Origin of the sequence: Prochlorococcus marinus str. MIT 9211 (genome assembly GCF_000018585.1) — a bacterium.
Taxonomy (GTDB): Bacteria; Cyanobacteriota; Cyanobacteriia; order PCC-6307; family Cyanobiaceae; genus Prochlorococcus_D; species Prochlorococcus_D marinus_B.
The window spans coordinates 85,165-97,206 of the sequence record NC_009976.1 but is presented as its reverse complement, the minus strand read 5'-3'; the positions used below and the strand labels follow the sequence as shown (position 1 = coordinate 97,206).

At 36.2% G+C, this 12,042-nt stretch carries 12 protein-coding genes; 5 read left to right on the top strand and 7 right to left on the bottom strand.

Annotated elements, in window-relative coordinates:
* Positions 1-49 precede the first annotated feature (49 nt).
* The gene (locus P9211_RS00440; protein WP_012194647.1) at positions 50-1,228 is read right to left on the bottom strand and encodes an NAD(P)/FAD-dependent oxidoreductase; all 1,179 of its coding nucleotides are present in this window, start codon (positions 1,226-1,228) and stop codon (positions 50-52) included.
* A gap of 58 nt (positions 1,229-1,286) precedes the next feature.
* Between P9211_RS00440 and P9211_RS00435 the strand changes: the two genes are divergently transcribed.
* Together P9211_RS00435 and P9211_RS00430 are read left to right on the top strand one after the other, a co-directional pair.
* Positions 1,287-2,054: a phosphoadenylyl-sulfate reductase gene (locus P9211_RS00435; protein ID WP_012194646.1), complete on the top strand. Its 768-nt coding sequence runs from the start codon at positions 1,287-1,289 to the stop codon at positions 2,052-2,054.
* The gene (locus P9211_RS00430) at positions 2,051-2,737 is read left to right on the top strand and encodes a type III pantothenate kinase (RefSeq protein WP_012194645.1); all 687 of its coding nucleotides are present in this window, start codon (positions 2,051-2,053) and stop codon (positions 2,735-2,737) included. The genes P9211_RS00435 and P9211_RS00430 overlap by 4 nt, the downstream gene beginning before the upstream one ends.
* 2 nt (positions 2,738-2,739) lie before the next feature.
* On the opposite strand, the gene bcp is transcribed toward P9211_RS00430, so the two are convergent.
* The 6 genes from bcp to P9211_RS00400 all read right to left on the bottom strand — a co-directional run bounded on the left by bcp (position 2,740) and on the right by P9211_RS00400 (position 8,414).
* Positions 2,740-3,207 carry a thioredoxin-dependent thiol peroxidase gene (gene bcp, locus P9211_RS00425; protein WP_041391306.1) on the bottom strand — a complete coding sequence of 156 codons (468 nt, stop codon included), beginning with the start codon at positions 3,205-3,207 and terminating at the stop codon, positions 2,740-2,742.
* A 67-nt stretch (positions 3,208-3,274) separates the two neighbouring features.
* Positions 3,275-4,642, bottom strand: a complete 1,368-nt coding sequence (locus tag P9211_RS00420; protein WP_012194643.1) for an AAA family ATPase — start codon at positions 4,640-4,642, stop codon at positions 3,275-3,277.
* 102 nt (positions 4,643-4,744) lie between these two features.
* Entirely contained in the window at positions 4,745-6,406 is a 1,662-nt protein-coding gene (locus P9211_RS00415) for an alpha-D-glucose phosphate-specific phosphoglucomutase (RefSeq protein WP_012194642.1), read from the bottom strand.
* Positions 6,407-6,451: 45 nt separating this feature from the next.
* Entirely contained in the window at positions 6,452-6,622 is a 171-nt protein-coding gene (locus tag P9211_RS09665) for a hypothetical protein (protein ID WP_012194641.1), read from the bottom strand.
* Positions 6,623-6,633: 11 nt separating this feature from the next.
* A complete protein-coding gene (locus tag P9211_RS00405; RefSeq protein ID WP_012194640.1) occupies positions 6,634-7,731 on the bottom strand; it encodes a DUF4912 domain-containing protein in 1,098 nt (365 codons plus the stop codon).
* 317 nt (positions 7,732-8,048) lie between these two features.
* Entirely contained in the window at positions 8,049-8,414 is a 366-nt protein-coding gene (locus tag P9211_RS00400; protein ID WP_012194638.1) for a hypothetical protein, read from the bottom strand.
* A 99-nt stretch (positions 8,415-8,513) separates the two neighbouring features.
* On the opposite strand from P9211_RS00400, the gene sufB reads away from it, so the two are divergent.
* The 3 genes from sufB (at position 8,514) to sufD (ending at position 12,042) form a co-directional block, all read left to right on the top strand.
* Positions 8,514-9,962: a Fe-S cluster assembly protein SufB gene (gene sufB / locus P9211_RS00395; protein ID WP_012194637.1), complete on the top strand. Its 1,449-nt coding sequence runs from the start codon at positions 8,514-8,516 to the stop codon at positions 9,960-9,962.
* A 71-nt stretch (positions 9,963-10,033) separates the two neighbouring features.
* A complete protein-coding gene (gene sufC / locus P9211_RS00390; RefSeq protein ID WP_012194636.1) occupies positions 10,034-10,807 on the top strand; it encodes a Fe-S cluster assembly ATPase SufC in 774 nt (257 codons plus the stop codon).
* An 8-nt stretch (positions 10,808-10,815) separates the two neighbouring features.
* Positions 10,816-12,042 carry a Fe-S cluster assembly protein SufD gene (gene sufD / locus P9211_RS00385; RefSeq protein WP_012194635.1) on the top strand — a complete coding sequence of 409 codons (1,227 nt, stop codon included), beginning with the start codon at positions 10,816-10,818 and terminating at the stop codon, positions 12,040-12,042.

Sequence of the window (12,042 nt, the reverse complement as noted above, 5' to 3'; positions counted from 1 at the left end):
TGAAGCTAATGAAAAAGAGCTTGATATAACCTTACTCAATTTCCTCCAATTAAAAAGATTTCTTGTCATCAGGTATCAGCCAGGCACTAGCAGAACGAATCCCTAAAGAAAGTCTAGGCAACTTAGACAAATAAGCCATGCGCCTTAATTGAAAAGCAAGAGGACCAGACATTGTCATCCCCAATCCTGTAATAGTTGCATCTCCAATCCCCAAACTGAGCATTTCTCCTAAATCTCTAAACAGAAAAGGTTCTAGAGGTCTTCTTTCACGAATCGCAACTATGTTCTTAGCAGCAGTCTCTCCTTGTTGAATTGCAACTTGCGCAGTTGGTTTCCAAGGGTTATCTGCGTTAAAAGCAATATCACCAATAGCAAAAATATCTTGTGATCCATTAACTCTTAAAGAAGAGTCAATAGAAATTCGCCCTAGCAGCAAGTTTTCGGGAGGCATCCCCAATGGGAGTACTGGCTTCACACCAGCAGTCCAAACCAAACCTGAATGAGTAATACTCGATAAAGCATGTTCATTCATAGTTTTTAAGTGAATGCTATCTGCCGTAACTGCTGTGACACTTGTTTGCAAATGAATTTCTACTCTCCTTTTTTTTAAGGCAAGTTCAACTTGTTCCTGATTAAAAGATTGTCCCTTGGGTAATACTCTTTCTGCAGATTCAATCAAGTGAATCTTTACTTGATTCTCCACAAGATCTGCAACTTTACAAGCAAGTTCCACTCCGGCAGAACCTGCACCAACAATCACTAATGATTTTTTCTCTGAAGAACAGTTTTTTAGTCTAGAAATTAAATCTTTCAATATTTGCACATCTTCTATTTGATTAAACATCAAAGCGTGATCAGAAGCCCCAGGAATGCCCAAAAAATCTGGTTTTGATCCAGTTGCAATGACAAGTTGTGAATAGTCAATTGCTTTGCCAGAAGAAGTAATAACTAGCTTTCTATCAATATCCATTTTCTTGACATATTCTTGAATAACAATTATTCCCTTGCCTGCAATCAGATTCCTTAAAGAAGGCGCAATCTCCCACAATCTAACTTCACCACTTAAAAGTTCATAAAGAAGTGGTATAAAAACAAATCTCGGTCGTGGTTCAACCAGGATAATTGGACATCTTGGTCTATCCCTACTTAAAGCCAATGCCGTGGTTAATCCAGCAAATCCGCCTCCTATTAATACAACAGGTTCAGAATTAGAAAAATTGACAGCCATGAGAATCAGGCCTGAGACTATTAAAAGAAACTAAGTGAACCTCTAATCAAAAGCGACAATGGAGAGTAAAAACATCCCTAATAAAAACATGAAAAGCAATTCCCTTTTGAAAATTCCGATTGAAGAAGCTCGGCAACATCTTAAAAAGATGTCTCCCGAACAACGAATGGAATGGGGCTATGAACAATTTGGTGAAAATTTCACCCTCACGACAAGTTTTGGTATTCAATCATGCGTCTTATTAAACATGCTTTCACAAATTAAGGCTGCAAAAAAAATTAAAGTTATTTGGGTTGATACTGGTTACCTGCCTACAGAAACTTATCAATATGCTGAACTACTCACTGAAAAACTTCATCTCAATCTAAAAATTGTCCAAAGTGAAATGTCACCAGCAAGGATGGAGGCTTTAGAAGGGCAGCTATGGAAAAATAATTCAGTGAAAGATATTGAGAAATATCACCTGATTCGTAAAGTAACGCCGTTGGAAAAAGCCTTAGAAGACTTAAGAGTTAAATGTTGGGCGAGTGGTGTTCGAGGTGGGCAAACCAAGCATAGAGGGACAATGACATTATTAGATCACATCCGAAATCGTCTTTCACTCAGACCAATTCTCGAGTGGAGTCCAAAAGATATTTTTTATTATATGGAAAAAAATAATCTTCCCCATCATCCACTTTTTGATCAAGGTTATTCAACAGTTGGAGATTGGCATTCAAGCGCTCCAGATGGTCCTCAGAGTATGGGAAGAGATACGAGGTTCGGAGGATTAAAACAAGAATGTGGAATTCACATTTCAAATGAAACTGAGGGCATTCCAAATTGAAAGAGAAAAAATGTTGTTTATTAATTGGTAATACTCGCTGGCATTGGGCGTTAGAGAATAACAACAGCTGGAGTTTTACTCATACCCAACCAAGTTTAAGCAACCTGAAATCAGATTTATTTTCTATATGCAAATGGGCCGCAGTTGGTCCAGTACCAAAGAATCATTTCCTCACTTCTTCCACTCAGCTCAAAATAACCGAGGTGCCTCTTTTAAAGCTACCTTTATGGCTAGGGATTGATAGAGCCTTAGCAGGATGGCAAGCATTTCAAAAAGCCAAGGCTAAAAATATGCATAGCAATGGTCTTTTAATTGCCGATGCAGGAACGATTCTTAGTCTTACTAAAATCACATCTACTGGAGAATTTGATGGAGGACAACTTATACCTGGCTTAAGGCTCCAACAATCAGCAATGGCTAATGGCACAGAAAATCTCAACCAAATCACTCAAACCAATATTCCACCTGAAGAATTTCCAATGGGAACTGAAGAAGCAATGATAAAAGGTAGCTTGAATTCATTATTAGGCACCTTATTAATAACTCAACGAGAAGAAAAAATACCAATTTGGCTCTGCGGAGGAGACTCAGAATTACTTTTGGAACATCTACAAGCTCTTGAGATTGATGTTAATCATTGCCCTAATCTTGTTTTAGAAGGAATGATAAATCTAATTAATTAGAATTACGTAAGGGAAAGATCATCAAGAATTTGTTTAGCCATAATCTCAGCTTTAACCTTATGATAAATCAATTCAATCTTTCCCTCAGAGTCAATTACAAAAGTCTTTCTCATCATTCCTAAATATTCTTTACCCATAAACTTCTTCAAACCATAACTTTCATAAGAAGATGCAACTGGACAAGGTTCGCTATCAGAGAGCAAAGTGAAAGGTAATTGGTATTTACTAATAAATTTCAAATGAGAAGTTCCTGAGTCCTTACTAATACCTATTACTTTTATGTTATTAGATTTAAAATCTTTCCACAAATCACGGAAATTGCATGCTTCTTTTGTACAGCCAGGGGTATTGTCTTTTGGATAGAAATAAATTACAACCCTTTGTCCCCTAAACGAAGATAAAGAAACTAAAGTGCCATTTGGATCAGGCAAAGTAAATTCTGGGGCTGTATCACCAACTTGAAGAGGCATTGCAATCATCTAAAGTTCTAAATTCAAGCGTACTTCGTCTTTGAGTCATTGACCTAAAATTGCTGAATTAAAATTTTGGTGATTGGTTTTCGGTAGAATCAAGCCCTGATGAAATTTGCCTTTTCTTTCTTTCAGCAAATAATTTTCTTCTCTTACCTTCCCAACCATTTATCGTTGGTTCCCAAAATACTTCTCTCTGCAGATCTCTTGGTAAATATTGTTGAGATACCCAATTTCCTTGGTAATTATGTGGATAAAGGTAATCAGATCGAGCTTTCGATTTTTCAGAGTCCCTATGAGAATCTTGAAGATGATTAGGAACATCTTGCTTTTGAGAGTTCTTAACAGAGTGTATTGCTGAGTTAATGCCCAAAACGCTATTACTTTTTTCAGTACATGCTAGATAAAGAGCAGCCTCTGAAAGTAAATAATTACCTTCTGGTAAACCAACTCTGTCAAAAGCTGAAGCACAAGACTCAATAACAACAATTGCGTTAGGATCTGCTAAACCAATGTCTTCCGCTGCTGCTATAAGCATTCTGCGAAAAATATATCTTGGACTTTCTCCTGCTTCAAGCATTTGAGCCAACCAAAACAATGCTGCATCAGGGTCTGAGCCTCTTAATGATTTAATAAAGGCACTGATTGTGTCAAAGTGTGCATCTCCATTCTTGTTATAAAGAACAGCACGTTCCTGAATAGATTCTTCTGCTATAGAAATATCAATGTTGATACAACCTTTGTCATCAGCCTGTGTAGTTTCTACCGCTAGTTCTAGAGCATTCAAGAGGCTACGAGCATCACCATTGGCAACATCAATTAAATGATTTTTTGCTTGAATAGTTAATTTAATTTCTTTAGCTCCATACCCTTTCTCTATATCTTTTAATGCTCTATCTAAAATCTGATACATGTCTTTTTCCTGAAGCGGACGTAAACGAAAAACTCTAGATCTACTTACCAAAGCTTGATTTACTTCAAAATATGGATTTTCTGTTGTTGCTCCTATAAAAATAAAAGTTCCATTTTCAACCCATGGCAATAGAGCATCTTGTTGAGAAGTAGTGAATCTATGCACCTCATCAATAAAAAGTATTGTTCTAAGTCCATGCTGGCCTAACCTATTTTTTGCCGCATCAATTTCCTGACGCAATTCTTTAATACCTGACAAAACCGCATTAAGCTCACTGAAGTGAGCCCTAGTATTAGAGGCAATAATTTTAGACAAAGTTGTTTTTCCAATACCAGGGGGGCCTTGAAACAAAATATTCCCAACCCGATCACATTCAATAGCTCTTCTTAAGAGCCTTCCTGGTCCAAGAATCGCTTGTTGCCCAACAAAATCATCAAGCGTTGTAGGGCGCAGTCTTTCTGCAAGAGGTGCTTGCCTCTTGAGTTCTTGATCATTCTGAAAAGTAAAAAGATCTTGAACCAAGTTAAATTACAGTTCAATATAATTATTACTTAAAATATGATGATCTGCTAAATCCTTCGTCAACTAAAATAATTAAAATAAATAAGAACAATTTCAAAAAGTTTAGGTTATAACCGTGGGAGATGTCATCCCTGTTCTTTTAGTGATTTCAGCAAGATAGTCAATATCTCTAATTAATTCACAAAGAGCACTTTGAGGATCTTGGTTTAGATTACCGTCAGATGCTACATAACTTTCTAAATATACTCTAAGAGTTGCTCCTCTAGTACCTGTTCCAGATAGACGCAAAATCACACGACTTCCATCATCTAATAAAATTCTTAAGCCCTGATTTGTTGTTATAGAACTGTCAATAGGATCTTTATAACTAAAATTATCGGCAAGTTTAACTACTCTTCTACCAAACTGTTTTCCAGATAGAGAAGGGAGCATTAACTCAACTCTTTGATATAAATCTTTCGCTATTTCCGAAGAGATTTCTTCATAATCATGACGAGAGTAATAATGGCGTCCATATTTACTCCAATGGCGATGCATTAATTCATGAACAGAACATTTTTTATCTGCCAATATTTGTAGCCAAAATAAAACGGCCCATAATCCATCCTTTTCTCGAACATGATTACTACCAGTTCCAAAACTTTCTTCACCGCAAAGGGTAATTTGACCAGAGTCCAAAAGATTCCCAAAAAATTTCCACCCTGTAGGTGTCTCATAACATTTCACACCCAAATCTTTGGCAACAATGTCCACTGCTGAACTAGTTGGCATTGATCTTGCAATACCTAAAAGCCCACTTGAATAAGCTGGTACACAATCTGCATTAGCAGCTAAAACCGCAAGACTATCACTTGGATTTACAAAGCATCCCTTGCCTAAAATCATATTCCTATCACCATCACCATCACAAGCAGCTCCAAAGAAATATTTATTGCCTAAAAGTAATGCGTCAGCCAGTTCCTTTGCGTATGTAAGATTTGGGTCAGGATGACAGCCTCCAAAATCCTCCAAAGGAACTCCATTCTTAACGGTGCCTTTACATGCTCCTAAAATATCTTCTAAAATTTTTTTAGCATAAGGTCCAGTGACTGCATTTAGTGCATCAAATGCAATAGGAAAGTCTTTAGTTAAAAAAGCACCAATTCGATCAAAGTCAAAAATAGTTTGCATGAGATCTATATAATCTTTTAATCCATCAATAACTTCCACTTTCATAGAAAAGATCTCATATTCACCAGGAACACTTAAAGAAATTTCTTGATTTTGAATAATCTGATATTCTTTCAAATTCTGTGAGCAAGCATAAATAGAATTAGTCAAAGATTCAGATGCAGGTCCACCATTAGATCCATTAATCTTTACTCCAAAATCTCCATCTTTTCCACCTGAATTATGACTAGCAGAAAGGATAATTCCTCCAATTGAATTATTAATTCTAATCAGGTGAGAGGCTGCTGGGGTTGAGAGAATGCCATCAACAGTTGTTATTACTTTACGAACACCATGAGCGGCTGCCATTCGAATTATTACATCAATTGCTTTTCTATTACCAAAGCGACCATCACCACCAAGAATTAAAATTCCTCCTTTTACTCCTGGAAGAGTGCGAAAGATTGATTCAATAAAACTCTCTAAATAATGATTCTCTTGAAATTGCTTTGTGCTTTTTCTTAAACCAGAAGTTCCTGGCTTTTGATCAGTAAAAGAATGCCCTAGCTTTACTCTTAAAGGGATTACTTCATTTAAATTAGACTGAGAAGACATTAGTTAAGATGCATTTGATAAATAGATTGTGCCCAATTTTAATTTTTAATGAGGCATCTCTGAGGTTCTAAGCATTGCAACAAACCACAACGAACTTAAAAGCAAGGTTGAAAATACTCCTAGTCCAATGCCAAAACGATCAACAATAAATGGCACTACCAGAGGAAGAATAATTGCTCCTCCAATAGGAGTGAATGCGACAAACCAACGCAACATTATTTAAGAAGTTAGAACCATTCGGACTTGGCTTGATCAATTGGATTTGTATTATCTTCAGGAGTAATGCGTTCAAATTTCATTTCAACATTTCGTTTTTGAGTTCTAGTTGAATCCTCAGCTTGTATCAAATAATTCTGAGATCCATCCCTAAAAGGTACTTGTAAACGAAATGTTCCATCAGCAGCCAATGGCACCTCTTCGCCGCCAATAGTAAGTTTTGCAGAAGGATCTGTGGATCCATAAACAATCAATTCTGCATCGGCCACTAACCAAAAAGATCTTTCTCTAGGTTGCAATCCTCCAATCCCTGATTGATTCAAACCACTCGCCCAAAGACCTGAACCAGAATCATTAAGTTCTTCTTGACTAGATCTATTACCTTGCTGGAATTCTTCAGAACCAACTCTGGTTTTCTCGAAATGAGTTGTGGCTGTTTGATATAAGCGCTCATGTAAACCACTATCTTGTTTCTCGATTGCTTCAGAAGTGTTTTCTATCAAATCACTACTAGTAGTAGCTTCTAAACTAAAAGGGACAAACTGATCCAATATCTGCTCGCTTGGATGTAATGAAGGGACACGAGCAATAGAAGAAAATGCCAACGAAATCCATTCTGCACCAAAACGATAGCCAAGCTCTACTCGATAATCTCTGTCCCCAATAGGTATAGGCAAATACCATTCTGTACTATGACTATCCACTATTACCTCTCTCAGTGTCCCTGGATTAACAGCTCCTTTTTTAACTGTTGTCACATCAGCCAATCGCAAACATAATCTGCTTGCACCTTTTTCCTGGGCACTTTTTCGATCAGTTTCAGAAATCTCCCAAAAAACATAAGCCCATTCAGGATCTCTAGGAAGAAAAACAACCCTAGTTGAAGTTTTGGAAGCGAAAAAAGAGTTATTAATTAAGCCTCTTGGACCTTTAACTGCATTAGAAGCAACTAAATGATTTTCCGACTCCTTTCTTTCCTGATACAAAAGGATTTCATTCGCAAGAACTGATTTGGTCTTGCGACTATATAAAGGTATGCCTAAATCACTTGCTTTCAGTCTTAATTGACGAAGGGTTAGACGTGACAGTGATTCTCTATCTTGGGCCACGTCTCGAAAACCTCCGTTTTTGTTCGGGATCAGTATCCTCTGATTTTCGTCAGATTGGGCGTCCTTCATGACTGTGGTCAGGATCTACTGACTACAAATGCCAATTCCCAAAAATAAACCAATGCCAAGATATAAGTCCAGGAAAGGGTTTTGCAGCAATGTGGTAAAAATTTGGTTCAAAACAATTGTTAAACATTTTTAGCTGGTCATGGTCGAGAGTCTTGCCAAACAATTGTGCTGAACTCACTTTTTCTTTCAAAATACCTAAAAATCATGAAGTGCTTTTTCACTTGCAGTTGCAAAGTCATAGCAAGTGATTAATGGTTGCTTTCTGAAATGGTAAAAGCGATCAATTGATCTAAGGTGATTTCCAAGGGTTGAATTTCATATAGCTTCGCTAGCTTGTCCAAATACTTTTCAGCGACTATAAATTGCTGCAAGAGGAGAGTTATAAAAGCTTCTTGCCCTTCAAGACTTGCTTGGTCAGTACACCATGCAAGGCGACTTTCTGCAGATGGAAAGTTTTTCATGGAAGAGGACTTGGACATTGACTTAAAAGATGCAAGGCAATGAGCAATTAAACGTAGGTGATGTTTTTCTATAGTAGAAAGGTCTAATGCATCGATTCTCTTTATTTCCTCTAGGCTCAGAAGGTCTTCTCTCTCTGACATCTGACTACTCATTCAAAAATGTTTCCTGAGGATGTAACCTAGAGTACAAGGAGTGGAAATGAATCAATTGCAGGTCTTCGCAATTGAAAGAAAGTAATTAATGCTAACCCCATGAGTAATACCAATTCCATTGCAGAGGTCATCGCTACATCAAATTCATATAAGTACGGTTTCCTAACAAATATAGAAACTGAAAAAATCGCGAAGGGTCTAAATGAAGATGTAATTAGATTAATATCAATGAAAAAGAATGAGCCGGATTTTCTTCTGAAGTTTCGTCTAGATGCATATAGGAAATGGCTTACGATGAAGGAGCCAGAATGGGCAAACCTAGGATATCCAAAAATAGATTACCAAAATATTAGATATTACGCAGCTCCTAAAGATATAGAGAAAAAGAAAAGTTTAGATGAAGTGGACCCAGAAATATTAGAAACTTTCGAAAAGTTAGGAATTCCATTAAGTGAACAAAAAAGATTATCTAATGTTGCTGTAGATGCAGTTTTCGACAGTGTTTCAATTGCAACTACATTTAAAGAAAAACTGGCAGAAGATGGTGTAATTTTTTGCTCAATCAGTGAAGCTGTTCAAGAGTACCCAGAATTAATTGAACGATACCTAGGAACAGTTGTGCCTAAAAATGATAATTTCTTTGCTGCTTTAAATTCGGCAGTTTTTAGTGATGGTTCCTTTGTATTTATCCCTAAAGGAATTACATGCCCTATGGAATTGTCTTCTTATTTTAGAATCAATTCAGGTGATTCTGGTCAATTTGAAAGAACATTAATTGTAGCTGAGTCTGGTTCTTCTGTGAGTTACCTGGAGGGTTGTACGGCTCCTATGTTCGATACAAACACGCTTCATGCTGCTGTAGTGGAACTTATAGCCCTGGATGATGCATCTATTAAATATTCAACAGTTCAGAACTGGTATTCAGGAGATAAAAATGGCGTTGGAGGTATTTATAATTTTGTAACCAAAAGAGGTCAATGTCGAGGTAAAAATAGCAAAATTAGTTGGTCTCAAGTCGAGACTGGATCTGCCATCACATGGAAATATCCTAGCTGTGTGTTGCTAGGAGCAAATTCGACAGGAGAATTCTATTCCGTTGCCTTAACTAATAACAAGCAAATAGCTGATACTGGAACAAAAATGATTCATATTGGACCTAAAACACGTTCTAAAATTATTAGTAAAGGTATAAGTGTAGGTAAATCAAAAAATAGTTATAGAGGCTTAGTCGAAATAGGTACTAGAGCAGCAGGAGCAAAAAATTTTAGTCAATGTGACTCATTATTAATTGGTGATGAAGCAGAAGCTAATACATATCCATATATACAATCTAAGCAATCAAAATCAAATATTGAACATGAAGCAAGTACATCAAAAATATCCGAAGACCAATTATTTTACCTTCAAAGTCGCGGAATTAGTAATGAAGAAGCAGTATCGATGATGGTAAATGGATTTTGTCGTGACGTGTTTAATAAATTACCAATGGAATTTGCTTCAGAAGCCAACAATCTTCTTGCATTAAAACTAGAAGGGTCTGTAGGCTAAAACTAGTAGCTTCAGCAAACTAACAAGCCAACTAAGGCACTACAAAATACTAGCCTCTCATTCATTACCAAGTGATCACCCAAACGACAGAAGTTCTACTAGAAATCAATGACCTGCATGCTGGTATCGAAGGTCAAAAGATATTGAATGGAGTAAATCTTAAAGTTAATGCCGGTGAAATCCATGCAATAATGGGGCGTAATGGTAGCGGGAAAAGCACACTTTCAAAAGTAATTGCTGGGCACCCTCTTTATTCAATTACTTCAGGAGAAATAATTTTCAAAGGTCAGAGCCTAGAGAAATTAGACCCTGAGGAAATTGCTTCGATGGGTATATTCCTAGGCTTCCAATATCCAGTCGAGATTCCTGGAGTGAGTAATAGCGAATTCCTCAGAGCTGCAACCAACTCAAGAAGAAAATATCTTGGTAAAGAAGAACTAGATTCTTTTGATTTTGACGAGATTGTTAAAGAAAGTATAAATCTTATACAAATGAAGGACAGTTTTTTGGAGCGTAATGTGAATGAAGGTTTTTCAGGAGGAGAGAAAAAGAGAAATGAAATATTGCAAATGTCTCTACTAGAACCATTAATTTCTATCTTAGATGAAACGGATTCAGGATTAGATATAGATTCACTTAGAATAGTTTCTCAAGCAATTAATGCTCTTTCAAAAAAAGATACCGCTACAATCTTGATCACTCATTATCAAAGGCTATTAAATGAGATAGAACCAACTTTTGTTCACATAATGGATGCAGGTAAGATTGTAAAGACAGGCAATAAGAATCTTGCTATTGAATTAGAAAAGGGTGGATATGATCTACTAAAAAAGAAAGACATTTGAACTAAATAATGAGTGAACTTTTAAAAAATTGGATACAATCTCTTCCTGCAGCCTCTGGAGACTTAAGAAGAATTCAAGAAAGTGGCCGTAAGTACTTAGGGGAAATAGGAATCCCAAATAATAAATTAGAAGAATGGAAGTTAATAGATACAAAAAAAATAAATAATATACTTTCTCTACCAATGTCAAAGAGAATAGAACCCAAAGATATAGATCAAACAATCCCTCAATTAGCCAAGAATTCTTTTAGAATTATTATAAATTCAAATATAAGTAAACTTGATGAAGCATCTTTACCAAAGGGGATGTCGCTAATGATGGGAGATGAATTGCAAAGGTATTTGAAAAAAGCAGATGAACATATTGACCCTAGTCATGATTGGATATTATCACTAAATCATTCATCTAATAATCAATTAATAGCTTTAAGAATATCAGAATCAAATTCTACTGGACTAGAGTTAGTCATACCTAAAAATATAAACCAATTAAGCTTTAGTAGAGTACTAATAATAGTAGAAAAAGGTGCTAATTTGAATCTATTAGAAATCATCTTAGGTGCAAATAAATCAGCGCATAGTCATGTATGTGAAATACATCTAGATAATAATTCAAAAGTGCATCATGGTTTGATAGCAATGGGTAGAGAAGATTCTAGTTTATTTGCAGGAATATCTATTTTCCAGAAATCAGATAGCAATTATTTTTTTAATAGTTTTCAAGAAGGCTGGGATTTAAGCCATTTAAAGCCAACCATAATTCAACTTGAAGGTAGTGCATTAACTGATCTTCAAGGCCTTCAGGTGGCGAAAGATAGTCAGCAATTATCTACACATTCTGCAGTCAAGTTTGATGGTCCAGGAGGAACTCTAAGGCAATTACAAAAAGCAATTGCCTTAGATAAATCACATTCAATCTTCAATGGATTAATAGAAGTTCCAAAACTTGCGCAAAAGACTAATGCTTCACAACTAAGCAAAAATCTTCTTCTTTCAAACAGAGCCCAAATAGATACAAAACCTGAATTGAAAATTATTGCAGACGATGTTTCTTGCACACATGGTGCAACCATTAGTAACCTTCAAGAAGATGAGCTTTTCTATTTACAAAGTCGTGGTTTATCAGCAGAAAATGCAGCAGCATTAATAGTCAATGGATATGCGAAAGAAATTATTAGAAATATTCCCTTAGAAGTTATGAGATGGTCTTTTCTTAATGAATTCCTAAGCGAGTAA